Below are 26,202 nucleotides of genomic sequence, written 5' to 3'. Positions count from 1 at the left end.
GCACCTCACACTCGACACAGCAGTCAAGCGCTGAAAGCGGGCGTTTGTGCGTGTTGTACCGGTGCGTAAGCGGGTAATTCCCACAGCTGCGGCTGACCGGGAATATCATCCTCAGTACCCAGGTTGACGTCTACGTACTGATTGCCACCACGCTGTTTGAGTATATTGAGCCGACGATATTCTTTCATTTCCAGGCGCAGTGGCGCCGGCGCATGATTGTGGCCAGCCTGGCGTGGCCGAAACAGCACTGACAAGACATCAGTGCCGGCTGCAGCGAGCTGCAACTTGCGGAGTTCGCTGTAGCTAAAAGTAGTGTTTCCCAGCCAAGCGAATACGGCGCTACAGGTACTACTGCGCAGAGCCTGCTCAATACTCCACAGCAGGTCTTGCCGGTTCTGTGGATGTACCAGCAAAACCTGCTGACTGTCGATGCCACGGGCCTCTAGCAGGGGGGCATAGGGTATGTAGGGAGGGGCGATGAAAACCTGCCAGCGCCCTTGTTGGCTGAGCTGCTCCATGGCAGGTAGAAACAAACCCATGGCACCTAGTCCATTGCCGTCGCTGAGCAACTCAATGGTGTTGCCCAGCGGCCAGCCGTTGCCATGAAGCTCGCTATCGAGTTTATGATAGCCGGTGGGCATGCCTTGGCGTGCCGCTCGGGAGGCGCGTCCAAGCCAGGTATCCTGGCGCTGCATTACGTGATCTATAGCTGCATTCATGTCTTCCCCTTACTACTCCAGGGCTGCCGGCTGCAGATTATCCGCGACTTGGTGGCCCTGTACTTGTGCTCTTTATTTGTGTGTGCGGGCAGTTGCCCCACGCTAACGCTTATATACTGTATGAACATACAGTAGTTTCTCTCCGGCAATAAATCAAGGGTATTTTTGTGTGACTGGGTGAATGTGACATACTCACACCACCCTGCCGTAAGCCAAGGCTACGGCCGCTTTGTAATGACAGAGGAGTAGATATGACTATCGGAGTACTCGCCACGCTAACCGTGGCTGAAGGTAAAAATGCGGAATTTGAAGCGCTTTTCAAGCAATTGGTGGAGCAGGTTAACGCCCAGGAAGAGGGTTGTAATTTTTATCAGATTCATAAATCCCGGACTGATGGCCAAGTCTATAAAGTGCTGGAACAGTACACCGACCAGGCGGCATTTGAAGCACACGGGAAGAGTGATTACTTTCGCGAAATTGGCCGCTCACTGGGCCCCTGCATGGCGGGCCCGCCTGAAATCGAGCTGGTTGATGGTATCTGATATTGCGGTAGCGGGTGGTTAGTCCACCAGTTCAATACCGAGGCTGTGCAGCAGGTTAACAGCCTCGGCGCGACAGAATCGCGCGCGTTGTATAACGTTGGTGGCGACATCAATATCGAAACTGTGAGCGTCTTCAAAATCAGTGCCGCTGAGATTGGTGCGGTGAAACAGACTGTGACTGAAGTCGGTGCCGCGAAAATTGGATTCGCTGAAATCCGCCTCGCGCAGGTCCATGTCATGTGCCTTGCAGTTCTCGAGTACAGTTTCTGCTAACTGTAGTCCGAAAAACGAGGCGTCGTTGAGAATGCAGTTGCGAAACACCAGTGAAGAGCTCAGCGCCAGTTGTGGCCACTCGGCACGGGTCCAGTCCACGCCAATCAGCTTACAATCGCTAAATTCAATCTCGGAAAACTTGCTGTACTCAAGCTGAGCCACACTGAGATTACAGCCGCTGAAGTTGCAGTCCAGAAATTTGCAGTGGGCGAAGGTGGTACCACTGAAATCACAGTCGATAAAACGACAGCCATCAAATTCCTTGTCGGCAAAACGTTCTTCAGCGCATTCCAGTTGACTGAAACTGAGACCGATAAATTCAGCTTCACTATGATCAATTTGATTAAGTGCCGTGCCATTCATGCGAGCTGTCGCCTATTGTGAGGAGTACCCTTGTTAATATTGCCGGTGCCGCCAATAGTCGTGCAGAGATTCAGCAATAACAGGCTCAGGGCGTCCCAGGGTGAGTCCGCTTGCAGACCTTTGATACAACGATCTGCTGTCTCTGCCTGTTGCATTAGTTGCTCAATAGCAGCGCGCCCATGGCGTTGCAGGCTGGCGTTGACCAGCGGCTGGCGTTTGTCCCAGACCCGTGCTGCTTGAAGCGCCTGAGCGGCGGAGTTACCGCTGTCGATGCTCAGCCGTATTTGGTACAACATGCGTATTTCGCGGGCCAGTGCCCATAATACGACAGCACTTTCGGTGCCTTCACCACGCAGTCCGTAAAACATGCGAAACGCATCGGTGGCATTACCATTGAGGGCGTGATCGACCAGATCGAACAGGTTATAGCGGGCATTGTCGGTAACTGCCGCCTGGATATCAGCGCTGGTCAAAGTGTCGTTTTCTGCCAGCAGGCGCAGTTTCTCAACCTCCTGCACTGCTGCCAGCAGGTTGCCCTCGACCCGCTCGCAGAGCATTTGCAGGGCTTCGGCTTCAATGCTGAGCCCGACCTGTTGTAATCGCTGTTGCAGCCAGCGGGGTAGCTGGCGCGCATCCACCGGCCACACCTGAATGATGGCGCCCGCCTGATCGAGGGCCTTAAACCATTTACTGTTGGTTGATTGTTTGTCGATCTTGCCGGCAATGATGAGCAGAATATTATCGCTACCGGAATTTGCCAGGTAGGCCTGCAGGGCTTTACTGCCTTCGGCGCCGGGTTTACCCGAGGGAATATGCAGTTCTATTAATTTGCGTTCCGCAAACAGTGACATTTCGGCAGCAGAGCCGAGCAGGTTGTTCCAGTCAAACTTACCTTCTACTCGCAGTACTTCGCGTTCGCTGCAACCCTGCTCGCGGGCCTTGGCCCGAATCGCGCTACAGGCTTCCTGCACCAGCAGATCTTCGTCACCGCTGACCAGGTAAAGGGAGTGCAGCTGCTGCTCCAGGTTTTTGTTCAGTTGCTCTGGGCGCAGTCGCATCAGGGCGTGGCAGTAGCGGTTGCAGGTGCCGTTGTGACAGTGCCGCTGTTGACTGCGGCAAAGCGAATTTTGCGCAATAGCTGCTGAACCAGGTCGATGCGCATTTCATCACGCAACAGACGCGACTCTTCCACTTTACCGGCGACATTTTCCGGATCGTGAGTCATTACGCGGGTCACTGTCACCTGCGAGGGTGGCATGACTTCTTCGCCGGCGGCATCCATGACTTGTAAGGTGGTGTCCAGGGTCAGTTCAAACTCAGTGGCGCGGGCATTACTGCCAATAGTCAGGTTGCGCTGCTGAAAACGCTCATCAGCCAGCCGCAGTATGTAATTGGCACTGTTATCCTCGACCCACTGCACGCCGTTGTTACTAAAGCCGTCGCGCACTTCGCGGGCCAACTCGCCATTGGGGCTGGGAGATACCAGACGTAATTGCTGCCATTCGGGTGGAATATCAATATTGCCGCGTAACTGAAAACCACAGCTGGACAGAACCATGGTCAGGCCGATGATCAGAACTTTGTACAGGGTGGTTACGCTCATTCAATTAGCCACTATGTTGACCAGTTTGCCGGGAACCACAATAACTTTGCGTACAGTAACACCGTCCAGGAACTTCTGTACATTGTCCTGTTGTACCGCAAGTTCTTCGATCGATTCGCGGCTGGTTCCGGCGGCCACTTCCATTTGTGCGCGCACTTTGCCGTTGACCTGTACCACCATTTCTATGCTGTCACGCACGAGAGCTGACTCGTCTACGGTTGGCCAGCCAGCGTCTACCACACTGCCGCTAGCACCCAAATCCTGCCACAGCTGATGGCAGATATGAGGCACGATAGGCGCCAGCATTTGCACCATGGCACTCAGTGCTTCGCGTGCAACAGCGCGATCCTGGGGCTGGTCTCCCAGTGTGGACAGCTCGTTGCTTAGCTCCATGACAGCCGCAACCGCGGTATTGAAAGTCTGACGGCGCCCGTAGTCGTCGCTGACCTTGGCAATGGTCTCGTGAGTTTTACGTCGCACTGCCTTTTGCGCGCCCGACAGAGCTGCAGTATCCAGAGCCGCCGCATTGCCGCTTGCAACATGCGTTGCGACCAGTTTCCAAAGTCGTTTGAGGAAGCGATAGGCGCCATCGACGCCAGACTCTGACCACTCCAGTGACTGTTCTGGTGGCGCCGCAAACATACTGAACAGGCGCACGGTATCAGCGCCGTACTTGTCAATAAGGCCCTGTGGATCAACCACATTGCCCTTTGACTTTGACATTTTGGCGCCATCCTTTAACACCATGCCTTGGGTCAGCAGACGTTTGAAAGGTTCATCACTGCTGACCAGACCTTCATCGCGCAGCAGCTTGTGATAAAAGCGTGCGTACAACAGGTGCAAAATGGCGTGTTCTATACCGCCTACATACTGATCTACCGGAGTCCAATAGTCCGCGCCGGCATCCAGCATCGCTGTATCCAGGCGCGGGCTGCTGTAACGGGCGTAGTACCAGGAAGATTCCATAAAAGTATCGAAGGTGTCCGTCTCGCGGTGCGCAGGCTTACCACAGGCGGGACAGTCCACTTCGTAGAACTCCGGCATTTTCTTCAGCGGCGAGCCGACACCTTCAAGTGCGACATCGGTGGGCAGAACCACTGGCAGGTCTTTGGCGGGCACCGGTAGAGCACCACAATCTGTGCAGTTGATGATGGGTATTGGTGCGCCCCAGTAGCGCTGCCGGGATACTCCCCAATCGCGCAGGCGGAAGTTGACGGTGCGTTCGCCGCTGCCCTTGGCCTGCAGATAGTCGGCAATGGCATTGAAGGCAGGCTGGAATTCGAGGCCGCTGAACTCACCCGAATTCACGGTGCGGCCGCGCTCCGTAAAGGCCGCTGTATCGAGATCGCAGGATTCATCGGCCAGTGGCTCAATGACCTGCACAATCGGCAGTCCGTACTTGCGTGCAAATTCCCAGTCGCGCTGGTCGTGGCCAGGCACTGACATGACAGCGCCGGAACCGTAGCTCATGAGAACAAAATTACCGACCCAAATGGGTACTCTGTCACCGGTGATGGGGTGTATTGCCTCAACACCGGTCGGCTTGCCCAGTTTCTCCATAGTGGCCATGTCGGCTTCAGCGACACTGGTTTTGCCCTGGGCTGCGATAAAAGCGGCCAGTTCAGTGTCATCGGCCGCAGCAGCCTGTGCCAGCGGGTGCTGGGGTGCTACGGCGACATAGGTCACGCCCATCAAGGTGTCGGGACGGGTGGTGTAAACTTGCAGGTCGCTGCCATCATCCAGTCCGAAGCTGAGCGTGACGCCTTCCGAGCGACCAATCCAGTTGCGCTGCATGGTGCGCACCTGTTCCGGCCATTCATCCAGTTGGTCCAGATCATCCAGCAATTGTTGTGCGTAATCGGTTATCCGAATAAACCACTGATCAATTTCACGTCGCTCTACCGGCTTGTCACAGCGCCAGCAGCAGCCATCGACCACCTGTTCGTTGGCGAGAACGGTCTGGTCGGTTTCGCACCAGTTGACCTCAGCCTTCTTCTTGTAGGCCATACCCTTTTCATACAGACGGGTGAAAAACCACTGCTCCCAGCGATAGTACTGTGGATGGCAGGTGGCAATTTCTCGTTCCCAGTCATAGGCAAACCCGAGTCGTTGCAGCTGGGCGCGCATCTCGGTGATATTGGCGCTGGTCCATTGCGCCGGTGGTACCTGGTGTTTGATGGCGGCGTTTTCAGCCGGCAGACCAAAGGCATCCCAGCCCATTGGCTGTAGTACATTGCGACCCTGCTGGCGTTGATAGCGCGCGATTACATCGGCAATAGTGTAGTTGCGCACGTGCCCCATGTGTAGCTTGCCGCTGGGGTAGGGAAACATAGCCAGGCAATAGAACTTTTCGCGCTGATCATCGACGTCTACGGAGAAGCTGCGGGCTTGTTGCCACCAGGCCTGCGCCGCGCTTTCTAACTGCTCTGGCCGATATTGTTCTTCCATGGTGCCTGTCAACCAACTGTTGCCCAAAAATGACCGGGCATTCTATCACTAAAGATTGCTAAACAGGAGCGGAGCAGTCGCAGTGTGAGGCTTAGTCGTGCTGGAGTCTCAGGCCCATAGTGCCTGCGCCCAGCAGCCCCAGTATCGTCAGCGCGCAGACTACGATGATAGGTATCGAGCCGATATCGGTGAATGGCGTCTCACCAAGCATTACCTGAACTTCTCCGGTGATGGTCTCACGCTGGAACTGGTTGCCAATGGTGACAATCTCTCCCTGCTCATTAATGATGGCGGAGATGCCGTTATTGGTCGCTCTGATCATATAGCGGCCGTTTTCCAGCGCCCGCATACGGGCCATCTGCAGGTGCTGAATGGGGCCCAGTGAGGCACCAAACCAGGCATCGTTGCTGATGGTTATGAGCAGGTCAGCTTTGCGGGCAAATTTGCGCACCAGATCCGGATACACCACTTCATAGCAGATAAACGGCGCGACTCGAAAATCGTGTATCAGCAGAGGCGACTGCTTGCTACGACCCGGAGTGAAGGATGACATGGGTAAGTCAAAAAAATCGATGACCCCACGCAGCCAGTGCTCCAGCGGGACATATTCACCAAACGGCACCAGTCGCTGCTTATGGTAAACGCCGGTGCCAGCGCCCATTGCCACAATGCTGTTGTGGTACTCACTGGCACCGGCGTCACGCCAGGGTATGCCGGTAATGAGTGCCGTGTTGCTGCGCTCAGCCGCTGCTGCCATGGGTTGCAGGAAATCCTGTGCGTTCTGGTAGTAACTGGGTATTGCTGCCTCTGGCCAAACCACTATGTCCTGTTTCAGTAGCGGTTCGGTCATGGATTGATACAGGGTGAGAGTGGGTTGGTAGTACTCCCGCCGCCACTTCATTTGCTGGGGAATATTGGCCTGTACCAGTCCTACCGTCAGCGGCGTTGCGCTGGCCGGCGCGACCCATTTGGCCTGTTGTAACTGCCAGCCGGTCAGCCACAGACTAGCGATCATAGTGCCGTAGATGAGATACGCCTGGGGGTTGCGGCGCATATAGGCTAGATAAATGCAGCTGGCACTAAAAGCGCACAGCAGTGAGGCGCCGAAGACGCCGATCACCGGTATCCAGCCTGAGGCCCAGGTATCCATGGATGAGTAGCCCAGATAGAGCCAGGGAAAGCCGGTAAATAACCAGCTGCGAATCCATTCAAACAACACCCACAGCGCGGGGAAGCCGAGCAGCATACCGGCCATTACATTGCGCAGCAGGGCTGCGTATATCCAGGCGAAGAGAGCGTGCAGCAGGGCCAGCGCAGAGACGAATATGGCCGTCAGCGCGACCGCTAGCGGCACGCTGGCGTTGCCCTGCTCATGGATACTGACGTAAACCCAGGAGGCGCCGGTGCCAAACATACCGATACCGTAGAGCCACCCCAGCCATGCCGCCATGCGCAGTGATCCATTGCGCAGCAAACCGATATAAATACAACAACTTAGCAGGCCCGCGGGCCACAGATTATAGGGGGCGAGCGCGAGTGTGATCAGGCTGCCGGCAAAGATAGCCAGCAGGCTGGCGCCGATCTTGCTCGATCGTGTTTCGCTCTCAAGGTTTTCTGACACGGACCCGCAGACTGTTTATTTTACGTTGATCGGCGCTTTCTACTTTGAACTCGATATTGTCCAGGTTGGTGGTTTCGTTACCGGTGGGCAAGTGTCCAAATTGCTGCATGACCAGGCCACCGATGGTGTCAAACTCATCATCACTGAAATCCGTTTCGAGCTCCTCATTGAAATCGTCAATCGGAGTCAGTGCCTCTACCAGGTACTCTCCTTCGGCCACCTTACGAATCGGGCGATCGGCGACCACATCGGTTTCATCCTCGATTTCTCCGACGATTTCCTCCAGCACGTCCTCAATAGTGACCAGGCCGGCTACACCGCCGTATTCGTCGATAACGATGGCCATGTGATTCCGGTTCTCGCGGAATTCGCGCAGCAACACATTCAGCCGTTTGCTCTCTGGTACGACGTTAGTGGCGCGCATTAATGCGGTTACGCTAAAGTTCTCCAGCTGAGGCTCAAGAACCTGAGCCAGCAGATCTTTGGCCAGCAAAATGCCCAGCACGTCGTCTGTGGTTTCGCCTATAACCGGGTAGCGGGAGTGGGCCGACGTAGTAATTTGCGGCAGTATTTCCTGCAGGCTGGCCTCAGCCCGGATAACTTCCATTTGCGGTCGCGGCACCATAATGTCGCGGGCCTGCATGTCGGCGACTTTCATAGCGCCCTCGATAATGCCGAACGCATCATCATCAATCACTTCGTTATCGCGGGCTATGGTGAGGATCCCGCTAAGATCAGAGCGACTTTTTGGCTCTGATGAAAATGCCAGAGCAATTTTTTCTATCCACGACTTATCGCTGTCGCCACTGGATTTTTGGTCAGTCATCCCAGGCTCCGGATAGTATCCAGCTGTGGCTGGCCCTTATAGGGGCAGGGGTAACCCAGTTGTTCCAGAATGAGGGTTTCCATGGTCTCCATTGCCTCTGCCTCGGCGTCCAGTTCGTGATCGTAACCCAGCAGGTGCAAACTACCGTGAACCAGCATATGGCTCCAATGCGCTGCATCAGTTTTGTGTTGATCCCGCGCCTCGCGTGTCACCACGGCGGCACAAACGACAATATCGCCAAGCAGTGGATGCTCAACCTCAGCGGGCAGGTCGGCAGGAAAGGAAAGTACGTTGGTTGATTTGTGTTGGCCGCGCCAGACCGCGTTGAGCTCGGACATCTCTGCTTCACTGACCAGCCGCACACTGACTTCAGCACTGTCAGCAGTGTTCTGATAATGATGACTCAGAGCGGCGTCGATGGCCCGTCGTATGTCCTCTTCCTCAGGTACGGGCTCAGTGCAGGCGCACTGAACATCTACCTGCAGATTCATGAGCGGGTGCCGTCCAGGCTAGTGGTGCGCTGGATGTCATGCGCGTCATAGGCTTCGACAATACGTTGTACCAACGGATGTCGCACCACATCGCGGTTCTGAAAATAGGTAAAGCCGAGGCCGTCAACTCCGTCCAGCACATCCATAATATGAATCAGTCCCGACTGACTACCTCTAGGCAGGTCGATCTGGGTGGCGTCGCCGGTAATGACCGCGGTAGAACCGAAGCCGATACGGGTGAGAAACATCTTCATCTGTTCACGAGTGGTATTTTGCGCTTCATCAAGAATAATGAAGGCATTATTTAATGTGCGCCCGCGCATAAAAGCCAGCGGGGCTACCTCGATAATACTGCGTTCGATGTATTTGTTGACGGTCTCGAACCCCAGCATTTCATATAGCGCGTCGTAGAGAGGGCGCAGGTAGGGGTCAATTTTCTGCGACAGGTCACCGGGCAGAAAGCCCAGCTTCTCACCGGCTTCTACGGCGGGTCTGACTAACAGGATGCGGCGCACGCGTTCTTCCATCAACGCTTCAACCGCACAGGCCACCGCCAGATAAGTTTTGCCGGTGCCAGCAGGACCAATGCCAAAGTTAACATCGTTACGGGCGATCGACTTGACGTAGCCCTGCTGGTTGCGTCCGCGCGGTTTAATAGAGGCACGCTTGGTACGAATCACCGTCAGCTGCTCGATGCTGGCATCAGCACCAGGCTGAATGTCAGCTTCCATGTCGATTTGCTGCAGTTGTAAATGCAACGACTCTGGCCCCAGACCTATGCCCATACAGACATCACGGTACAGATTCTGTAACAACCTTGCCGTGTTCTCAACGCCGTCAGGCTCGCCATCGATGACGAACTGATTGCCGCGTGAGTTGATGCTAACCTCCAGGCGCTGTTCAATCTGGCGCAGATGTTGATCGAATTGTCCGCACAATAGTGCCAGATGATTGGGGTCATCCGGTTCCAGAGTAACGGTGCGAGCATTGGAAGATTCAGTCTTGGTCAAGGTAGGCTATTAGGGTTCCGTAAGCATAGAAGTAAAGGATAAGCATAACTGGGAATCTGCGCCAGTCAACCGGCAGGGATTGTTGCCGTATTTGTTGGATTGGTCGCGGCATTAGTAGCGGCAGATGTCGCTACCTGGGCAGTGGTCTCGGCCAGGCAACCGCGCAGTGAGTTTGGCAGCGCTTCTTCAATGGTCACAGTGGCAAACTGACCGATCAGGCTGTGGTCAGTAGAGGCGAAATTGACGACTCGATTATTCTCCGTACGTCCGGACAGTTTGCCCGGGTCCCGTCTCGAAACACCGGTCACCAACACCCGTTGACGGGTGCCAACCATGCGGCGGCTGATCGCCATTGACTGCTGTGTAATACGAGTTTGCAATATTTGCAGGCGCTGTTTCTTGACGCTTTCTTCGGTAGTGTCCTCTAGCTCCGCCGCTGGTGTGCCAGGCCGGGCGCTGTAGATGAAACTGAAGGAAAAGTCGAAGCCGATGTCCTCTATCAGTTTCATAGTGGCGGCAAAATCAGCCTCGGTTTCACCGGGAAAGCCGATGATGAAATCCGAAGAGATGCTGATGTCAGGCCGGACCTGACGCAGGCGCCGAATTCTTGATTTGTATTCTATTGCCGTGTGGCCGCGCTTCATAGCCATTAGAATCCGGTCTGAGCCGCTTTGCACTGGCAGGTGTAAATGATCGACCAATTGGGGGATGCTGGCGTAAGCATCGATCAGCGCATCGGAAAATTCTAGCGGATGTGAGGTGGTATAGCGAATGCGTTCGATACCGGTAATCCGCGCCACAAAATGCAGCAACTCGGCAAAGTCAACGATGGCGCCGGTATGATCTTCCCCTCGGTAACCATTCACATTCTGTCCCAGCAAGTTGACCTCGCGGACACCGTTTTCTGCCAGGTGGGCGATCTCGGCGATAACATCATCCAGCGGGCGACTGACCTCTTCACCGCGGGTGTAGGGCACCACGCAGAACGTGCAGTACTTACTGCAGCCCTCCATTATCGAGACGAAGGCACTCGGGCCGTCGACCTTGGGCTCGGGCAGGCGGTCAAATTTTTCGATTTCTGGAAAGCTGACGTCGACTACGATGGTGCCGTTAGAGCTGCTTTGCTCCATCATTTCCGGCAGACGGTGCAGGGTCTGTGGTCCGAAAACCAGGTCGACATAGGGTGCGCGTTTGCCGATTTCAGCGCCTTCCTGGCTGGCAACACAGCCACCTACGCCGATAATTAAGTCAGGGTTTTGCTGCTTCAGATGCTTCCAGCGCCCGAGCTGGTGAAACACCTTCTCTTGGGCTTTTTCCCTTATAGAACAAGTATTTAGCAGCAGAACGTCAGCTTCTTCAGGCGTCTCCGCCATGACCATGTCATGACTGTCCTGCAGCAGATCACGCATACGCGATGAGTCGTATTCGTTCATCTGACAACCGTGAGTCTGAATGTAAAGTCGTTTTGCCACCGGGTTCCACATGTGCTGTTTAAGGGGTCGGCGATTATACAGATAAGTCTTTGCCAAACCTAGTTTTTTTGGATCAGGGGAGTATGCTGATAGTGTAATCGTGATAGCATTCTCGCCCCCAAAATTGCAGGTGAATTGGTCAATGCCACAGCCCGTCTACAAGGTCATCTTTCAGAACCAGAACAAGGTCTATGAGGTGTACGCCCGACAGATTTTTCAGAGCGATATGTGGGGCTTTATCGAGATCGAGGAGTTTATGTTTGGCGAGCGCAGCCAGATATTGGTTGATCCGTCAGAAGAGAAGCTCAAAAACGAGTTTGGCAATGTCACCCGCAGCTATATTCCAATGCACTCGATAATTCGTATCGATGAAGTGGAAAAGGAAGGCGCTGCAAAAATTAGCGATGCCACTGCAGGGGCCGGCAATATCACAGCATTTCCAATGCCTGGAACCACTCCCGGTACCCAGCGTGGGAGCGACGACTAAATCTCATCGTAGCTGGCGCCAGCTCGCCAGCTTTAGGCAGACGATAAAAGCACGTACTGCAGCCTCCAGTTCATTATGATCCGGAAAGGTCGGCGCCAGTCTGATGTCACTGTCTCTCGGGTCTCTGCCATAAGGCCAGGTAGCCCCGGCCGGGGTCAACTTAACGCCGATGTCGGCGGCCAACTTGACTACTTCTCGAGCCAGTCCGCGGCGCGTATTGAGCTGGATAAAGTAACCTCCCTTGGGTTTGGTCCAGGTGGCGAGGCCGCTGCCTTCCAGTTCTTCTTCAAGCAGCTTTAGCACGAGTTCAAACCGTGGCCGTACCAGTTCCGCATGCTTGCGCATATGGGCCTCAACACCCGCCCGGTTCTGCAGAAAGCGCACATGGCGTAATTGATTGACTTTGTCGGCGCCGATGGTGGAGAACGCCAGGTGCGAACTAATCCTTTTGATATTGTCGGCGCTGGAACATAGCCAGGCCAGGCCGGCGCCCGCAAAAGTGATTTTGGACGTCGAGCCGAACTGCACCACGCTGGATTCTGTTTCCGCGTCCAGATAGTGATCAATAGCGGGTAGCACTGGCGCGTCTTCGTAGAGACTGTGCACAGCGTAGGCATTGTCCCAGAGCACCAGGAATCCTGCCCCGGCGATTTTTCCCAGTTTGGCCAGACGTTCGACGGTGGCACTGGAGTAGGTATCTCCGCTGGGGTTTGAAAATCTCGGTACACACCAGATGCCTTTAATAGCAGGATCTTCTCTTACCAGTGCTTCGGCCTGATCCATGTCCGGCCCGGTCGCTGTCATGGGCAGCGGCACCATATCGATGCCCAGATGTTCACACAGAGCAAAGTGTCTATCGTAGCCTGGTACTGGACACAGTATGCGCACCGCGCCAGATTGCTTCCAGGCATCTCCCTGCAGCCCGAAGTTAAGCGCGAACTCCACCACCTGGTACATCAGGTTAAGACTGCTATTAACACCTAGCAGAGTTTGGTCTGGATCACAGCCGCTAATAGCGGCACACAGCTCACGGGCCTCGCGAATACCAGCAAGACCACCGTAGTTGCGTGTGTCTATGCCATCAGCATCGACGTAGTTGCCCTGCAGAATCCCGTCCAGGTCGCTGGCCAGCGCTACCTGCGCCGGCGATGGTTTGCCGCGAGTCAAATCCAGATTCAGCTGGCTACTGGCAAGTTGCTGGTAGCTGGCTTCCAGCTGGCTGATCATGTTCTCGGCGTCCGCTTTACTGGCTTGGTCTATATGCACGTGCTGCTCCGCTATAAATAGTTTGGTGCGCCGATTATAGCGGTGTATTGAATTTGTCGGAAACGACTCCATATCCTTTATCAGATGGTGAAGGTAAAAGGGGCGGTTTGATGAACGACGAACTTTTGGGTGCAGGGGCCGGGCATGAGGATAATGCCGTAGATGGCGAGATTCTCAGCTCCGAAAACGGCGGCCATGATCTGGCTGTGGCAGATGACATGCTGCCCGCCACGTTGCATATTATGCCTATATCTACACGCCCTTATTTTCCGGGTCAGGCGCAACCGGTTACGGTGAATATGGAGCAATGGGGGGACACCCTGCGCGAAGTGGCCCGTTCGGGTCACCGTTTGTTGGGTGTTGCCTTTATTGAGGGAAAAGAGTCTGGTCAGGCGGCCGTCGCCGACTTCCCGGTGACTGGCTGCGTGGTGCGTTTACATCGCGTTCCCAATCCTCAGGACAGTTCCGAGGAGAGTGCTCAGGGCGTTCAGAACCAGTTTTTGGTGCAGGGTATCAAACGTTTTCGGGTGGTCCGCTGGCTGAGTGAGGAAGCTCCTTTTCTGGCCCAGGTTGAGTACCCGAGGAGCGAGGGCCAGCGCGATAGCGACGAGGTAAAAGCCTATGCGATGGCGCTGATCAAGGAGATCAAAGAGTTACTGCCACTAAACCCTCTGTATAGCGAAGAGTTAAAGCATTACCTGTCTCACTTCAGTCCCAATGAGCCATCGTTTCTGGCTGATTTTTGCGCGGCCCTAACCACCGCCAGCGGTGCTCAGTTGCAGCAGGTTCTGGAAACACTGCCGCTGATACCACGCATGGAACTGGTGCTTAACCTGCTGCGCAAGGAGCGCGAAGTCGCCGAACTGCAGACAAAAATTACTGGCCAGGTTAATCAGCAGGTTTCCGCACAACAGCGAGAATTTTTTCTGCGGGAACAGCTCAAGGTGATTCAGAAAGAGCTGGGTATTTCCAAGGACGACAAGACCGTCGATGCCGATGACTTTCAGGCGCGGCTGGAGGGTCTGGTTGTCCCTGCAGAGGCGCAGAAACGTATCGATGAGGAGCTGCGCAAGCTGTCATTCCTGGAAACGGGCTCACCGGAATATGCGGTGACTCGCAACTATCTGGATTGGGCGACCTCCGTGCCGTGGGGTAAGTATTCGCAGGACGTGCTCGATCTGGGTCACGCCCGCGAGCAACTCAATTCTCATCATGATGGCCTAGAGGACGTGAAGGAACGCATCATCGAATTTCTCGCGGTGGGCACGTTCAAGGGCGAGGTGTCAGGCTCAATTTTGCTCTTGGTGGGTCCGCCTGGCGTTGGTAAAACCTCGATAGGCCGTTCTGTGGCAGATGCACTGGGTCGCGAGTTTTACCGATTTAGTCTGGGTGGTATGCGTGACGAGGCTGAGATCAAGGGACACAGGCGTACTTATATCGGCGCTATGCCGGGCAAATTGGTTCAGGCTCTGAAGGATGTCGAAGTGTCCAACCCGGTCATTATGCTTGATGAAATAGATAAGATCGGATCGTCCTATCAGGGTGATCCGGCTTCGGCGCTACTGGAGGTTCTGGATCCGGAGCAGAACAGCGAATTCCTGGATCATTACCTTGATCTAAGAGTGGATCTGTCCAAGGTGCTATTTGTCTGTACTGCGAATCAGCTCGACTCTATACCGGCGCCATTGCTAGACCGCATGGAAACTATTCGTTTGTCGGGCTACATCGCTGAGGAAAAGCTGGTAATAGCCAGAAATCACCTGTGGCCACGTTTGCTGCAGCGCTCGGGCGTACGCCCGGATCAGCTCAAGATCAATGACGCAGGCTTACGCTATGTGATTGACGCTTACTGTCGTGAGGCGGGGGTCCGCAGTCTGGAAAAACAGCTGGCGCGGATTGTGCGCAAAAGTATCGTGCGACTACTGGAAGGTGATCAGTCTAAGCTGCGGGTAGGGCGCAAGGATATCGAGGATTTGTTGGGTAAGCCGCCGTTCGCTAATGACAAGCCTCTGCGTGGTTTGGGTATCGCCACTGGCCTGGCCTGGACTTCGCTGGGCGGCGTTACGTTGGCGATTGAAAGCTCCCAGGTGCATACGCTGAACCGGGGCTTTAAGTTGACCGGTAAGCTCGGTGAGGTGATGCGAGAATCAGCCGACATCGCCTACAGCTATGTTATGTCTCACCTCAAGGACTATGGCTGTCCTCCCGATTACTTCGACACCAGTCTGGTGCATCTACATGTGCCAGAAGGAGCAACTCCCAAGGATGGGCCCAGCGCAGGGATAACCATGGCTACTGCGTTGCTGTCACTGGCGCGCAAGGAACGCATCGCGCGGCCATTGGCAATGACCGGGGAACTCACCCTGACCGGTCAGGTGCTGGGAGTAGGTGGTATTCGTGAAAAGGTTATTGCTGCGCGGCGCAGTCGCATTATGGAGCTGATTCTGCCAGCCGCAAATAAGAAGGATTTTGAGGAGTTGCCAGATTATTTACGCGAGGGAATCAATGTTCACTTTGCGCGAACTTTCCGCGATGTGTTTCATTACGTCTTCGAGAATCACCTGGACGACAACGCTCTGCACTGAGAGCCTGGCTGGTGCGGGGGGGCTTATTTGTTAGCGACTACCATAGCCCGGGTGGGCGCCGGGTAGCCTTCAATAGACAGGCTGCTGTCCTTGGGGTCCAGAAAGTCTGCCAGTGATTGGAACTGCATCCAATCGGTGCTGCGTTGCTCTGCCGGTGTGGTGACGGAAACATCGATTACTTCAATATTTTTATAGCCGAGTTTGCGCAGCCAGGTACACAGTTGTTCGCAGCTGGGAATAAACCAGACATTACCCATGCGCGCATAGCGCCCCTGTGGCACCAGACAATCATTGGGGCCACCCTCGATAACCAGCGTCTCCAGTATCAGTTTGCCGCCGGGTGCCAGCGCATCGCGCAGCTCCGTCAAGTGGTCTATGGGAGAGCGGCGGTGGTAGAGAATGCCCATGGAAAAAACGCTATCAAATGCCTGTAACTGCGCCGGTACATGTTGAATTCCCAGTGGCAGTACCCAGATGTTGGGGTTTTGGATGTAGCGCTGTAGTGCCCAGAACTGAACGACGAAGAGCGGGGTTGGGTCAATTCCGATGACTTCAGCGGCGCCGGCTCCGAGCATGCGCCAGCTGTGATAACCGCTGCCACAGCCTACGTCCAGTACGCGCTGTCCCTCTAGTGTTCCCAGCTGCGATTGCAGTCGCGACCACTTTATGTCGGAGCGCCATTCCGTATCAATATGCACGCCAAACAGGTCGAAGGGGCCTTTGCGCCAGGGGTGAAGCTGGCGCAGTGCCGTCTCGAGTTGTATTTTTTCGGCGTCGCTCAACTGCTGGGACTGGCCCACCTGTACAACGGCTTGATCGAGTATGACAGCAGCTTCAGTTATTGTGGGTAGTGCCTCCAGTGCCTCAAGCCAGCGCGGTAGATCGCCGTAACGACGGCTGTGAAAATCTGCGCCGATTTGTTCCTGTAAAATGTCCGCCCAAGGCTGCAGCGGGGTATCCTGCCAGCGCTGCACCAGCGGCTGGTAATCGATGGTGGTAGTCATTTGAGGGCGATCAGTGAAGCGAAGTTGAAGCACTGAAACCACACATCACAACTACTGAAGCCGGCAGCAGCGATACGCTGACGGTGTTGATCAAGTGTTTCGGGGATCAATACGTCTTCAATGGCTGAGCGTTTTTGGGCGACTTCCAGTTCACTGTAGCCGTTGGCTTGCTTGAATTGATGGTGCAGCTCAATGTTGAGTTGATCCAGATGCGGGTCGGCAAAGCTGACTTTCTCGGAGAGAATCATGACTCCGCCGGGTTCCAGTCCCGCATAGATATTGCGGATCAGAGCATCCCGTTGCGCTACTGGAATAAATTGTAAAGTGAAATTCAGGACCACCACTTTGGCGTCACTAACCGTTATATCCTGAACGTCGGCGCACAGCAGTTCAACCGGGGTCGGATTAGTGTCGGTGTCGAGGATGCTGCGGCAGCGTTCTATCATCTCGGGCGAATTGTCGACACCGATAATCTTGCAGCCATCGGCCTTGATGTTCTGGCGCATGGCCAGACTTGAGGCGCCCAGCGAGCAACCCAGGTCATAGCAACGCGCGCCGGCATTTGTATACTTGCCGGCCAGCATGCCTGTCATGGCAATGATGGTGGTATACCCTGGCACCGAGCGCTTGATCATATCGGGGAAAACTTCCACGACACTGCTGTCGAAGGCGAAGGCGCGTAGTGTTGGGACGGGATTAGCGTAAATGGTGTCTGGAGTATCGGTCACTGGGCTGGAGTATGGGATTGAAGGAACCGGCAATCCTAGCACAGTTCCTGCAACTCTTAACCTGTATCAACTGTCGCTCAGCAATGGAATAATCCCTGCCATGAATTCGTCAGCAGGATGAGCTATGACCGCTCCTAGCAGTTTGTCTCCAACGCCGCCGCGCGCCCACCATAGCGTGCTTGAACTCAGTCGCGTTTTTTTCGAAGCTTCCAGCGGCTACTTGTTGAAGCCGCTGATGCGGACACTGCCTAAAGGTGATGGACACTCAGTGATGGCCTTGCCGGGGTTCTTTGGTGCCGACGGTTCCACCGCCAGTTTGCGACGGTTTTTGGATCGACAAAACTACAATGCTATTCCCTGGGGCCTGGGTAGAAACATTCCTAGTGAGGGGTTGGCGACCATGGAAGCCACTCTGGAATTTCGCGATCGCACGGAGCAGGCGTTGGCGGAGTCGATTGCCGCCGAGGTAAGTAGAACCCGACGTAAAGTCAGCCTGGTGGGTTGGAGCCTGGGCGGTTTGTACGCGACTAGCCTGGCGCATCGCCACCCTGACTTGATCCGTCAGGTAGTGACTCTGGGTACCCCGTTTGGTGATCCTCGTGGTACCTCGGTGTACTCGGTGATGCAGCGTATGAACAATGCTGATGTGGCGCCAGAATTGTTGGAGCAGTGGAGTGAGCATACCTTCTCTGGCAAACTCGAAGTTCCGGTAACTGCAGTTTATAGTCGGTCTGACGGGATTGTCGGTGAGAGTATTGCCAAGCTTCCAGAGCACCCGTTAATGGAGAGTATCGCAGTCATCGCCAGCCATATCGGTTTTCCATTCAATCCGCTGGTGCGCGCTTTGCTATGCGAACGGCTAGGCCAGAATGAGGGACGCTGGCAGCCCTGGCAGCAACAGTTGTTTAAGCCGTTGATTCACCAGCCCGGTTGATTATGCCATGCCGGTGAGTTGCCCCAAGTGTGGCGAGAGTTTTGAAACCCGGAGTATTGCTGGCGGATCGGAATTGCAGCGCTGTAGCCACTGCCTTGGTTTATTTGTGGCGCCTGAGGTGTTGTGGCAAATGCGTCAGCAGTGGATGACTGAAGCCTTTATCGATGTCGGGCATCCGTCGCTGGGGCGCCACTATAATCCGATAGATGATATTGAGTGCCCGGATTGTCACATAACAATGAGCAGGATTACCGACCCGGTACAGACACATATTTGTCTGGAATCCTGCCCACAATGCGACAAACTGTTTTTGGATGCGGGAGAGTTCACTGATCTCAAGTTTGAGACACTTACGGATAAGGTCAAGGACCTGTTTGCGCGGCAGCGTCAGGATTAGGCGGGCGGCGAGAGCTGATGACGTAAAGCAGAAACGATAGTAATCAGTCGCGCCGGCGGGTGCCTTGCAGCTACGCGCTGTATCTCAGTTGCTGGAGCGCACCGATTTGGATTCTTCTGACGATGTGCCACCCATGTGAGTAGATTGGCTCACCGCGAAACCACGTTTGGGCCAGGGGCGTGAGCTTGTCGTGGAAGTTTTACCGGCAAATTTGATGCTGCCAAAAACCTCTGCGAAGGTCGCTTTGTCTTGTGCTTGCGTCTTCATGTCATACCTCGAAAGCTTTTGTGTTCTTCCAGAAGCCATTTCTGGAGTTTCCAGTTTAGGTAAGCGAGCGACTAATGTGGCGTAAATATTACAGGGCGAATGCGTGAATTATTGGCAATTCACGCCGCCCTGCAGGATAGCTTCTGCCCTTATGCTGCCTGCTCTTCAGACTGTCTCGCCGCCACGTTAATGGCGCCCAGAATGGCGTCCAGTGAAGCCTGGATAATGTCCGCGCTGCGACCAACGCCGCATACTCTGTGTCCGTCGATATTCATTTGTATGTAACAGATAGCCTCGGCATCGGCGCTTTGGCTGAGCGCGTGTTCGCTATACTCCACCAACACAATCTGCTTGCCCACGAACTGCTCCATCGCGTTCACAAACGACTCAACCACGCCGGCACCGCTGCCGCTGAGTGAGTGTGTGACTCCTGCCTTGATCAACTCAGCCTGCAGTTTGTCGCTGCCATCCTCCCGATTGACCTGGTAGTTGCCCAGGGTCCACGGACCCGCAGCGGTGAAGTAGGTAGCCTGAAACAGTTCCCAGATAGCATCAGGGGCCACCTCAGCTTTACTTTTCTCTGCGTGTCGCTGTACTGCTCCACTAAAGTCAATCTGCAGCCAGCGTGGTAATTGCAGGCCATAATCTCTCTCCAGCACGTAGGCGATACCGCCCTTGCCAGATTGACTGTTGATGCGCACCACTTCCTGATAGGAGCGGCCGATGTCAGCGGGGTCTATAGGCAGGTAGGCCACTTCCCACGGTTGACTGTCATCGCGCTTGTCCAGGCACTTCTTGATAGCATCCTGATGGCTGCCGGAAAATGCCGTGAATACCAGTTCACCTGCGTAGGGGTGGCGCGGGTGCAATGGCATTTGGGTACAGTCCTTGTAGGTCTGAATGATTTCGTCCATCGGCCCAAAGTCCAGTTTGGGATCGATGCCCTGGCTATAAAGATTCATCGCCATGGTCACAATGTCCATATTGCCGGTACGTTCACCGTTACCCATCAGGGTGCCTTCGACCCGGTCAGCGCCAGCCATGACGCCTAATTCAGCGGCAGCAACCGCGCAACCGCGGTCATTGTGAGTGTGTGTAGAGATCAGAATGCTGTCGCGACGGTTAATACGATCGCAGAAGGTTTCTATCTGGTCAGCATAGATATTCGGTGTTGCCATCTCGACGGTGGAGGGCAGATTCATAATCGCTTTGTGTTCGGGCGTGGGCTGCCAGACATCGATAACCGCATTGCACACGTCAATGGCAAAATCGATTTCGGTGCCGGTGAAGCTCTCCGGTGAATATTCAAATACCCATTCAGTCTCCGGGTATTTGGCGGCGTAGTCCTTGACCATCTGCGCGCCACGAACGGCGATATCGGTAATGCCGTCGCGGTCGAGTCCGAACACCTTTTCCCGTTGTACTGTTGAGGTTGAGTTGTACACGTGCAATACAGCACGTCGGACGCCTTTTAACGCCTCAAAGGTTTTTTTGATAAGTTCAGGGCGGGCCTGAGTCAATACCTGAATAGTCACATCCTCAGGAATGCGATTGTTATCGATCAGGTCGCGCACGAAATCAAAGTCATGACTGGAAGCGGACGGAAAGCCGACTTCAATTTCCTTAAAGCCAATTTTGATCAGTTGGTCATACAGCCGTGATTTCTGCGCCGTAGTCATGGGTTCAATGAGGGCCTGATTACCGTCGCGCAGGTCGACGCTGCACCAGGTTGGCGCAGCATTTATGGTCTGGTCAGGCCAGCGTCTGGCGCTCATCTGTAATGGCTTGAAAGCGGGATACTTGCTGTGATCAAAAGTTGACATATTGAGTACCGGGGTCATGGGTGACGATGAGAGATAGTATAGGAGGTTTCTTGTGGTGATAGCTTGCAAATATGGATCATTTTGAGGGTATATAGTCAATATATATCTAATATTTAATGAAATAATAGATAATATCGCTAATTATTTGATTTTTCCGGGAGAGGGCGCCTCAGCGTTGCCAGGACGCTGGCAGTCCTTGACTCTATGTCATGCCTGTCCCAGCATGCGGCTGTGATTGTTCCAAAATATGTCTTTTGCTCGCGGATCCTGCCATTTTTGGCGGCCGCCTTGCTGATGGTGTTAAGTGCAGTGGCGACAGCCGGTACCAGCGGCACCGATGGCGGCAATTTACATTGGGCCTACTCCTCCTTTTTTGGCACCGGTGTTTATCGGGTTGGCGATAACAAGTCGGTCACGGTGCTCAATCCCACGGCGCGCTGGCGCTACACAGAAGCCGACTACGAGCAGGGTGGTGAGCGCCAACTGGGTTGGAATTTTCGCCTTCCCATGGCGGTCGGGTTGCACCGTTTTGATCTCGATGACATCCCCGGGATTGTCGACCCTGACAACGTTGGTAGTATCAGTGTGACGCCCGGAGTTGATTTGGATATTCCCGTGACTGAGCGCTGGACTTTGCGACCCAGTGCTAATTTGGGTTGGGGGAGTCTGACCGACGGTAGCGAGTCGGCCTGGACCTATTGGCTAGGCATCAATAGCCGGTACCGTTTTAATACTGGCAATCTCCAGTGGGCGTTACTGAATTCCCTGTCCTACGTGGGTTACAACCCCTCCCAGGATCGCAACGAGGATATGTTTCCGTTGATGACCGGGTTGGAGTTTGCTTATCCGCTGCCCTGGAAACTGGCGCAAAACCCCCTGGAGGTAAACTGGCATGTGACCTATACCGTCTACCACAACAATCTGGATTATATTGTGCAGCGCCAGCAGATAGTGAAGGCGGTGGACCAGTGGCAAGCTGGGATCGCGCTGGGTCGACAGGGTCAAAGGCTGCAGTTTTGGCGGTTCAAGTTTGATCGGGTTGGGCTCACCTTTAATCGAGCAGGCAATGACGTTAGCGGCGTCAAACTCTACTTTCGCTCAGTCTTCGACTGGTAATAGTTGAATGTCTGCTGATGCCATTGTGCAGCCCTTGAGTCCGGCATTGGTCGCCGGCACTAGCCTGAAAAATTGCCGGATGTTGCGTTTGGACCTGCTCAATGCGCCGGCGTCAGGTAACAAGTTTTATAAGTTGCAGCACTATTTGACGGCTCTAGAGCCAGGACAGACGCTGGTCAGCTTCGGAGGCGCCTGGTCCAATCATATTCATGCACTGGCGGCGGTGGGGCATGCCAGAGGTTTTCCCACCGTGGGTATCATCCGTGGTGATGCCAACGCGCCACTGTCTGCCACCCTGCAAGATGCGAAGCGCTGGGGTATGCAGCTGGAGTTTGTCAGTCGCGGCGACTATCGGCGCAGACATGACCCGGTATGGCTGGCGGCCTGGCAGCAACGTCTGGGTCATTGTCTTATGGTCCCCGAAGGTGGGGCGGGTTTGGACGGTGCGAAGGGCTGCGGTGCCATCGCTGACTTGATTATGGAGCATTACGCTGCGGCGGAGCTGGTTGGTCTGGCCGCGGGCACGGGGTGCACATTGGCGGGTCTGGCGGCGGCACTGCCGGCAGATAAGCAGGTGTTAGGCGTGGTAGTGCTGAAAGGCGCAGGGGAACAACTGCGTAGCGATATTGGGGGCTGGATTGCCGGTCAGGGCGGAGTCGGTTGCCATTGGCATTTGGAAGAGGACTATCATGGGGGTGGTTATGCCCGCTGCGACCCAAAATTGGCCGAGTTTATCGAGGAATTTGAGCAGGTGCAGGGGATACCGCTAGAGCCGGTTTATACCGGCAAGCTGATGTACGCTCTTTACCAGATGATAGCGAACGGGCGGCTGAATCCGGCGACCCGGGTGTTGGCCCTGCACACAGGTGGCCTGCAGGGGCGGCGCGGATTTCCTCAGCTGGGCGCTGCGCCAGAGTAGCCTGCAGCGTAATTCCTTACGTCGGGTTTACCGTTGTAAACCGAATTAGCGGCTCGCAAGCATTCCCGCACGCCGGCTAATGTCGTACCCTGTGGCGATATTTGCGCACTCTGTGTTGCGCACTACCTGCTGGCACTGCCGGCACTAATAGAAGGATTGGGTATGGTTGCCGCACAAGAAGCCTTGCAAAGACTGAAGGACGGTAATCGACGTTTTCGCGATGGGCAGCCTGCGGGGCCGCGGCTGAGCAGTCAGGAGCGCCGCGAGGAACTCGTTGCCGATCAGAATCCGTTTGCGATTATTCTGGGCTGTGCTGACTCACGGGTCCCGGGTGAAATAGTATTTGATCAGGGTCTTGGTGATCTGTTTGTGATCCGCGTTGCCGGCAATGTGGTGGCACCATCGCAAATTGGGAGTATCGAATTTGCCGTGGAGTGGTTTGGCACCAGTCTGGTAGTGGTTTTGGGACATACCCGCTGTGGCGCGATTGCCGCAACGGTCGATGCGCTGCGCGGTGGCTCCGGACATCGGGCGCAGTATCTGAATTCTATTGTCGATCGGGTCAGACCTGCAGTGGAACCGTTGCTGGCGAACGCCGACAACAGAGATGAAGAGGAACTTATGCGTGACTGCGTGCGGGCGAATGTGCATGCTTCAGTGAAGCACTTGCGGCAGGGGTCCAGTTTACTAGAGGAGCTCGCAGAAAGTGGTGATTTGATGATTATTGGCGCCGAGTACTCACTTGAAACAGGTTCCGTGGAGTTCCTCGACGATTAGTCACGGGCGGGGTCAAGCTGCTCAGAATACCGCGTTGCCGCCATCTACTGAGAGTATCTGGCCGGTAATATAAGACGCCCGATCCGAAAGCAGAAACACCACAGCCTCAGCAATTTCTTCCGGCTCACCCAGGCGGCGCATCGGTATGCGGCTGGTGAGCACTTCCTGCTGCCGGGGTTGCTCGGCAAAGTACGCTTCGACACCCGGGGTGCGGATAGTGCCAGGCGAAACCGCATTAATGCGTACTCCCTTGTGCCCGTATTCGCCGGCACTGCTGCTGGTCAGAATGTTGACCCCACCCTTGGCGGCTGCATAAGCACTATTATGTGGCTGTCCTTTCAAAGATGCATTGGAGCTGATGTTGACGATGGCGCCAGCGCCGGCGGCCAGCATGGGAACCAATTCATGCTTCATGCATAGCCAGGTATTGGTCAGGCACATTTCCAGAGTCCGGTCCCAGTCATCGCGTTGGTACTTGTGGATAGGGCCGCTGCCTCGAGTCACCGCTGCGCTGTTGCAGGCCACATCAAGCTGGCCATAGGTGTCCAGTGTGTGCTGAACCATGGCTGCCACCAGTTCCTCATCACTGACGTCGCAGAGCACGAAGCTGGCAATGCCGCCCTGACCAATAATGATGTCTACGGTCTCGGTGCCGGCTTCCTGATTAAAGTCCGCAATCACGACGCTGGCGCCTTCCTGGGCGCAGGCAACCGCGATGGCACGGCCAATACCCATTCCAGCGCCAGTGACCAGAGCGACCTTGTTGGCTAATAAACCCATGTTGATTCTCCCGCAGATGCCTGATGGTGAGGGTTCAAATACTGTGACAGTTGTTGTTGCTTGCCACCCTCAAGTGGTTGGCTACTATGCCGCAAGCGACTTTGTCGTGGTAGGCTTACCGCGTCAAGTAACTCGATTCGACACTGGAAACTGGCGTCGGGTTTAAGCATTCATAGCGGCCACAGGTTTACGGCGCTAGCTGGAGCTGCTCAGGGGTCTATGGATCATTGATAAAGCTGCGCCGCCTGAGTTAGCAGCTCACGATAATCGAAAGGAGAGTAAGTCATGTCGCAAGCCGATTCCTCTACTGTGGAGCTGGGTAAACCGCCACCCAAGGGTGTACTCAAGATCTTTACCCGTATCAATGTGTGGGTCTACCGCCTCAGTGGGGGCAAGTTGATGAACAAGTTAGGGGGTGACCCTATTTGTCTGGTGACGATGACCGGTGCGCGCAGTGGTAAGCGCAGAACCATTCCGCTTATGTACGTGCCGTATGGCGATACTATCTTGTTGGTGGCCTCGCAGGGTGGGATGCCCAGGCACCCGGTCTGGTATAACAACCTGGTGGCCAACCCCGATGTGACGATTGAAGAAGGTGGACTGTTGCGCAAGCTACGTGCGCGCGAAGTTGCAGGCGAGGAGAGGGCGCAATTGTGGCCGGTATGCGTTGAACACTATGCGGATTATGATCTCTACCGACAACGCACCGAACGCGAGATACCGGTGTTCATTTGTGAGCCGATTACCCAGTGATTGTTGCATCATTTTTATCACCAAAGTCTAAACCCCAAAGCTATCGAGGAATGCCGTGACAGATATCAGCAATATGCATGACGACTATAAGAAGGTCCCGTCTTTCACCCTGCCATTTGGCAGGGTCGCTTCTTGGCTGTTGAACCTTTTCTTAAAGTTTGACCAATGGCGTAAGTGTCGTAATCCCGGTCCTGGCGTGACAGTGGAAAAGGAAGTGCTGCAAGGTACCGACGGCAGTCAGTTTAAGGCGCTGGTTATGCGCCCGACCGATGCCACCGAGCCTTTGCCGGTCATGCTGTATTACCACGGCGGTGCCTTCTCGTTGAGCTATGCCTCTATGCATCATCTTTCCTGCCAGCGCTATGCGCTGGAGGCTAATTGCCTGGTGGTATTGGTTGACTACCGCCTGGGGCCCAAACACGTGTTCCCCCTTGGGTTTAATGATTGCTTTGATACCAGACAATGGGTGGTCGATAACGCCCAGCGTTTGCAGGCAGATGCTTCACGCATCGTGGTGATGGGCGATAGTGCCGGCGGCGCGATGGCCGCAGGGGTCGCGCAACGTGCACTTGATGAAGGTAATCCAGTGCAGGGCCAAGTGCTTATTTATCCGGTACTGGATTGTGAGTGCAAGACCACATCGGCTACTGAATTTGAGTCTGTGCCGGTATTTACTGCCGAATCCAACCGGCGTATGTGGCAAATGTATCTGGGCGACAGGCTGACTGGAAATGTACCTGAGTATGCTGCCGCGGGTTTGCGCGCAGACTTGAAAGACCTTCCCATGACGTATCTGGAGACAGCGCAGTATGACCCGCTGCGCGACGAGGGTATCGACTACGCGCAGCGACTGCTGAGCGCGGGCGTCAATGTGGAACTGAATAGTACGCAGGGTACAGTGCACGGTTACGAGCTGGCTGCCGACAACCCGGTGGTCGCCGATTCCATGTTGCGTCGTATCGCGGCGCTGCGGCGACTGTTTGCCGCGAGCGCCTAGC

The 26,202-nt window shown here is 54.9% G+C and carries 26 protein-coding genes; 10 read left to right on the top strand and 16 right to left on the bottom strand.

Annotated features, from left to right (window positions below; genetic code table 11):
* Window positions 1–23: 23 nt before the first annotated feature.
* Entirely contained in the window at window positions 24–719 is a 696-nt protein-coding gene (imuA, locus tag EYC98_RS15870) for a translesion DNA synthesis-associated protein ImuA (protein WP_279246355.1), read from the bottom strand.
* A gap of 251 nt (window positions 720–970) precedes the next feature.
* Between imuA and EYC98_RS15865 the strand changes: the two genes are divergently transcribed.
* Window positions 971–1,261: a putative quinol monooxygenase gene (locus EYC98_RS15865; RefSeq protein ID WP_279246354.1), complete on the top strand. Its 291-nt coding sequence runs from the start codon at window positions 971–973 to the stop codon at window positions 1,259–1,261.
* Window positions 1,262–1,279: 18 nt separating this feature from the next.
* On the opposite strand, the gene EYC98_RS15860 is transcribed toward EYC98_RS15865, so the two are convergent.
* From EYC98_RS15860 to miaB, 9 genes are all read right to left on the bottom strand, one after another.
* Complete coding sequence (locus EYC98_RS15860; RefSeq protein ID WP_279246353.1) at window positions 1,280–1,897, bottom strand: pentapeptide repeat-containing protein; 618 nt, start codon at window positions 1,895–1,897, stop codon at window positions 1,280–1,282.
* The gene (gene holA, locus EYC98_RS15855; protein ID WP_279246352.1) at window positions 1,894–2,955 is read right to left on the bottom strand and encodes a DNA polymerase III subunit delta; all 1,062 of its coding nucleotides are present in this window, start codon (window positions 2,953–2,955) and stop codon (window positions 1,894–1,896) included. Before holA ends, EYC98_RS15860 begins: the two co-directional genes overlap by 4 nt.
* A complete protein-coding gene (locus tag EYC98_RS15850; RefSeq protein WP_279246351.1) occupies window positions 2,955–3,500 on the bottom strand; it encodes an LPS-assembly lipoprotein LptE in 546 nt (181 codons plus the stop codon). Before EYC98_RS15850 ends, holA begins: the two co-directional genes overlap by 1 nt.
* Window positions 3,501–5,948, bottom strand: coding sequence for a leucine--tRNA ligase (gene leuS, locus EYC98_RS15845; protein ID WP_279246350.1), 2,448 nt, complete (start codon window positions 5,946–5,948; stop codon window positions 3,501–3,503). It abuts the gene before it with no gap.
* Window positions 5,949–6,039: 91 nt separating this feature from the next.
* Window positions 6,040–7,569 carry an apolipoprotein N-acyltransferase gene (gene lnt / locus EYC98_RS15840; protein WP_279246349.1) on the bottom strand — a complete coding sequence of 510 codons (1,530 nt, stop codon included), beginning with the start codon at window positions 7,567–7,569 and terminating at the stop codon, window positions 6,040–6,042.
* Window positions 7,553–8,395 (bottom strand): HlyC/CorC family transporter, encoded by an 843-nt coding sequence (locus tag EYC98_RS15835; RefSeq protein WP_279246348.1) that lies wholly within the window; start codon window positions 8,393–8,395, stop codon window positions 7,553–7,555. Before EYC98_RS15835 ends, lnt begins: the two co-directional genes overlap by 17 nt.
* Window positions 8,392–8,886 (bottom strand): rRNA maturation RNase YbeY, encoded by a 495-nt coding sequence (gene ybeY / locus EYC98_RS15830; protein ID WP_279246347.1) that lies wholly within the window; start codon window positions 8,884–8,886, stop codon window positions 8,392–8,394. Before ybeY ends, EYC98_RS15835 begins: the two co-directional genes overlap by 4 nt.
* Complete coding sequence (locus EYC98_RS15825; RefSeq protein WP_279246346.1) at window positions 8,883–9,896, bottom strand: PhoH family protein; 1,014 nt, start codon at window positions 9,894–9,896, stop codon at window positions 8,883–8,885. Before EYC98_RS15825 ends, ybeY begins: the two co-directional genes overlap by 4 nt.
* Window positions 9,897–9,961: 65 nt before the next feature.
* The gene (gene miaB, locus EYC98_RS15820) at window positions 9,962–11,380 is read right to left on the bottom strand and encodes a tRNA (N6-isopentenyl adenosine(37)-C2)-methylthiotransferase MiaB (RefSeq protein ID WP_279246621.1); all 1,419 of its coding nucleotides are present in this window, start codon (window positions 11,378–11,380) and stop codon (window positions 9,962–9,964) included.
* Window positions 11,381–11,510: 130 nt separating this feature from the next.
* Between miaB and EYC98_RS15815 the strand changes: the two genes are divergently transcribed.
* Window positions 11,511–11,855 carry a DUF1820 family protein gene (locus tag EYC98_RS15815; RefSeq protein WP_279246345.1) on the top strand — a complete coding sequence of 115 codons (345 nt, stop codon included), beginning with the start codon at window positions 11,511–11,513 and terminating at the stop codon, window positions 11,853–11,855.
* Between the two features lie 3 nt (window positions 11,856–11,858).
* Here EYC98_RS15815 and EYC98_RS15810 read toward each other — a convergent pair whose 3' ends face one another.
* Window positions 11,859–13,121 carry an aspartate aminotransferase type Ic gene (locus tag EYC98_RS15810; protein WP_279246344.1) on the bottom strand — a complete coding sequence of 421 codons (1,263 nt, stop codon included), beginning with the start codon at window positions 13,119–13,121 and terminating at the stop codon, window positions 11,859–11,861.
* 110 nt (window positions 13,122–13,231) lie between these two features.
* Here EYC98_RS15810 and lon point away from each other — a divergent pair, with 110 nt between their 5' ends.
* Complete coding sequence (gene lon, locus EYC98_RS15805; RefSeq protein ID WP_279246343.1) at window positions 13,232–15,706, top strand: endopeptidase La; 2,475 nt, start codon at window positions 13,232–13,234, stop codon at window positions 15,704–15,706.
* A gap of 23 nt (window positions 15,707–15,729) precedes the next feature.
* Here the strand turns inward: lon and cmoB are convergent, their stop codons facing one another.
* Window positions 15,730–16,710 carry a tRNA 5-methoxyuridine(34)/uridine 5-oxyacetic acid(34) synthase CmoB gene (gene cmoB / locus EYC98_RS15800; RefSeq protein ID WP_279246342.1) on the bottom strand — a complete coding sequence of 327 codons (981 nt, stop codon included), beginning with the start codon at window positions 16,708–16,710 and terminating at the stop codon, window positions 15,730–15,732.
* Entirely contained in the window at window positions 16,707–17,438 is a 732-nt protein-coding gene (cmoA, locus tag EYC98_RS15795) for a carboxy-S-adenosyl-L-methionine synthase CmoA (RefSeq protein ID WP_279246341.1), read from the bottom strand. Before cmoA ends, cmoB begins: the two co-directional genes overlap by 4 nt.
* A 124-nt stretch (window positions 17,439–17,562) precedes the next feature.
* On the opposite strand from cmoA, the gene EYC98_RS15790 reads away from it, so the two are divergent.
* Complete coding sequence (locus tag EYC98_RS15790) at window positions 17,563–18,372, top strand: alpha/beta hydrolase family protein (protein ID WP_279246340.1); 810 nt, start codon at window positions 17,563–17,565, stop codon at window positions 18,370–18,372.
* Between the two features lie 7 nt (window positions 18,373–18,379).
* Complete coding sequence (locus tag EYC98_RS15785; protein WP_279246339.1) at window positions 18,380–18,769, top strand: TFIIB-type zinc ribbon-containing protein; 390 nt, start codon at window positions 18,380–18,382, stop codon at window positions 18,767–18,769.
* Window positions 18,770–18,853: 84 nt separating this feature from the next.
* Here EYC98_RS15785 and EYC98_RS15780 read toward each other — a convergent pair whose 3' ends face one another.
* Both EYC98_RS15780 and leuA read right to left on the bottom strand, forming a co-directional pair.
* Window positions 18,854–19,036, bottom strand: a complete 183-nt coding sequence (locus EYC98_RS15780) for a hypothetical protein (protein WP_279246338.1) — start codon at window positions 19,034–19,036, stop codon at window positions 18,854–18,856.
* Between the two features lie 149 nt (window positions 19,037–19,185).
* Window positions 19,186–20,859 carry a 2-isopropylmalate synthase gene (gene leuA / locus EYC98_RS15775; RefSeq protein ID WP_279246337.1) on the bottom strand — a complete coding sequence of 558 codons (1,674 nt, stop codon included), beginning with the start codon at window positions 20,857–20,859 and terminating at the stop codon, window positions 19,186–19,188.
* Between the two features lie 231 nt (window positions 20,860–21,090).
* On the opposite strand from leuA, the gene EYC98_RS15770 reads away from it, so the two are divergent.
* From EYC98_RS15770 to EYC98_RS15760, 3 genes are all read left to right on the top strand, one after another.
* Entirely contained in the window at window positions 21,091–21,975 is an 885-nt protein-coding gene (locus tag EYC98_RS15770; protein ID WP_279246336.1) for a hypothetical protein, read from the top strand.
* A gap of 7 nt (window positions 21,976–21,982) precedes the next feature.
* The gene (locus EYC98_RS15765) at window positions 21,983–22,894 is read left to right on the top strand and encodes a 1-aminocyclopropane-1-carboxylate deaminase/D-cysteine desulfhydrase (protein WP_279246335.1); all 912 of its coding nucleotides are present in this window, start codon (window positions 21,983–21,985) and stop codon (window positions 22,892–22,894) included.
* A gap of 162 nt (window positions 22,895–23,056) precedes the next feature.
* Window positions 23,057–23,671, top strand: a complete 615-nt coding sequence (locus EYC98_RS15760; RefSeq protein WP_279246334.1) for a carbonic anhydrase — start codon at window positions 23,057–23,059, stop codon at window positions 23,669–23,671.
* A 21-nt stretch (window positions 23,672–23,692) separates the two neighbouring features.
* Here the strand turns inward: EYC98_RS15760 and EYC98_RS15755 are convergent, their stop codons facing one another.
* Window positions 23,693–24,451: an SDR family NAD(P)-dependent oxidoreductase gene (locus tag EYC98_RS15755; RefSeq protein WP_279246333.1), complete on the bottom strand. Its 759-nt coding sequence runs from the start codon at window positions 24,449–24,451 to the stop codon at window positions 23,693–23,695.
* 285 nt (window positions 24,452–24,736) lie between these two features.
* On the opposite strand from EYC98_RS15755, the gene EYC98_RS15750 reads away from it, so the two are divergent.
* Window positions 24,737–25,204 (top strand): nitroreductase family deazaflavin-dependent oxidoreductase, encoded by a 468-nt coding sequence (locus tag EYC98_RS15750; protein ID WP_279246332.1) that lies wholly within the window; start codon window positions 24,737–24,739, stop codon window positions 25,202–25,204.
* Window positions 25,205–25,259: 55 nt separating this feature from the next.
* Window positions 25,260–26,201, top strand: coding sequence for an alpha/beta hydrolase (locus EYC98_RS15745; RefSeq protein ID WP_279246331.1), 942 nt, complete (start codon window positions 25,260–25,262; stop codon window positions 26,199–26,201).
* Window position 26,202: the final 1 nt, after the last annotated feature.

The sequence above is a fragment of the Candidatus Litorirhabdus singularis genome (genome assembly GCF_026262625.1).
GTDB classification, from domain to species: Bacteria; Pseudomonadota; Gammaproteobacteria; order Pseudomonadales; family Halieaceae; genus Litorirhabdus; species Litorirhabdus singularis.
Note: the sequence above shows the minus strand (reverse complement) of the source record. Positions and strands in the feature narration are given on the sequence as shown.

Excerpts from the sequence above, each read along its gene's own strand:
- imuA (WP_279246355.1), bottom strand. The coding sequence starts at position 719 with ATGAATGCAGCTATAGATCACGTAATGCAGCGCCAGGATACCTGGCTT.
- EYC98_RS15865 (WP_279246354.1), top strand. The coding sequence starts at position 971 with ATGACTATCGGAGTACTCGCCACGCTAACCGTGGCTGAAGGTAAAAAT.
- EYC98_RS15860 (WP_279246353.1), bottom strand. The coding sequence starts at position 1,897 with ATGAATGGCACGGCACTTAATCAAATTGATCATAGTGAAGCTGAATTT.
- holA (WP_279246352.1), bottom strand. The coding sequence starts at position 2,955 with ATGCGACTGCGCCCAGAGCAACTGAACAAAAACCTGGAGCAGCAGCTG.
- EYC98_RS15850 (WP_279246351.1), bottom strand. The coding sequence starts at position 3,500 with ATGAGCGTAACCACCCTGTACAAAGTTCTGATCATCGGCCTGACCATG.
- leuS (WP_279246350.1), bottom strand. The coding sequence starts at position 5,948 with ATGGAAGAACAATATCGGCCAGAGCAGTTAGAAAGCGCGGCGCAGGCC.
- EYC98_RS15835 (WP_279246348.1), bottom strand. The coding sequence starts at position 8,395 with ATGACTGACCAAAAATCCAGTGGCGACAGCGATAAGTCGTGGATAGAA.
- ybeY (WP_279246347.1), bottom strand. The coding sequence starts at position 8,886 with ATGAATCTGCAGGTAGATGTTCAGTGCGCCTGCACTGAGCCCGTACCT.
- miaB (WP_279246621.1), bottom strand. The coding sequence starts at position 11,380 with ATGTGGAACCCGGTGGCAAAACGACTTTACATTCAGACTCACGGTTGT.
- EYC98_RS15815 (WP_279246345.1), top strand. The coding sequence starts at position 11,511 with ATGCCACAGCCCGTCTACAAGGTCATCTTTCAGAACCAGAACAAGGTC.
- lon (WP_279246343.1), top strand. The coding sequence starts at position 13,232 with ATGAACGACGAACTTTTGGGTGCAGGGGCCGGGCATGAGGATAATGCC.
- cmoB (WP_279246342.1), bottom strand. The coding sequence starts at position 16,710 with ATGACTACCACCATCGATTACCAGCCGCTGGTGCAGCGCTGGCAGGAT.
- EYC98_RS15790 (WP_279246340.1), top strand. The coding sequence starts at position 17,563 with ATGACCGCTCCTAGCAGTTTGTCTCCAACGCCGCCGCGCGCCCACCAT.
- EYC98_RS15785 (WP_279246339.1), top strand. The coding sequence starts at position 18,380 with ATGCCGGTGAGTTGCCCCAAGTGTGGCGAGAGTTTTGAAACCCGGAGT.
- EYC98_RS15780 (WP_279246338.1), bottom strand. The coding sequence starts at position 19,036 with ATGAAGACGCAAGCACAAGACAAAGCGACCTTCGCAGAGGTTTTTGGC.
- leuA (WP_279246337.1), bottom strand. The coding sequence starts at position 20,859 with ATGTCAACTTTTGATCACAGCAAGTATCCCGCTTTCAAGCCATTACAG.
- EYC98_RS15765 (WP_279246335.1), top strand. The coding sequence starts at position 21,983 with ATGTCTGCTGATGCCATTGTGCAGCCCTTGAGTCCGGCATTGGTCGCC.
- EYC98_RS15760 (WP_279246334.1), top strand. The coding sequence starts at position 23,057 with ATGGTTGCCGCACAAGAAGCCTTGCAAAGACTGAAGGACGGTAATCGA.
- EYC98_RS15755 (WP_279246333.1), bottom strand. The coding sequence starts at position 24,451 with ATGGGTTTATTAGCCAACAAGGTCGCTCTGGTCACTGGCGCTGGAATG.
- EYC98_RS15750 (WP_279246332.1), top strand. The coding sequence starts at position 24,737 with ATGTCGCAAGCCGATTCCTCTACTGTGGAGCTGGGTAAACCGCCACCC.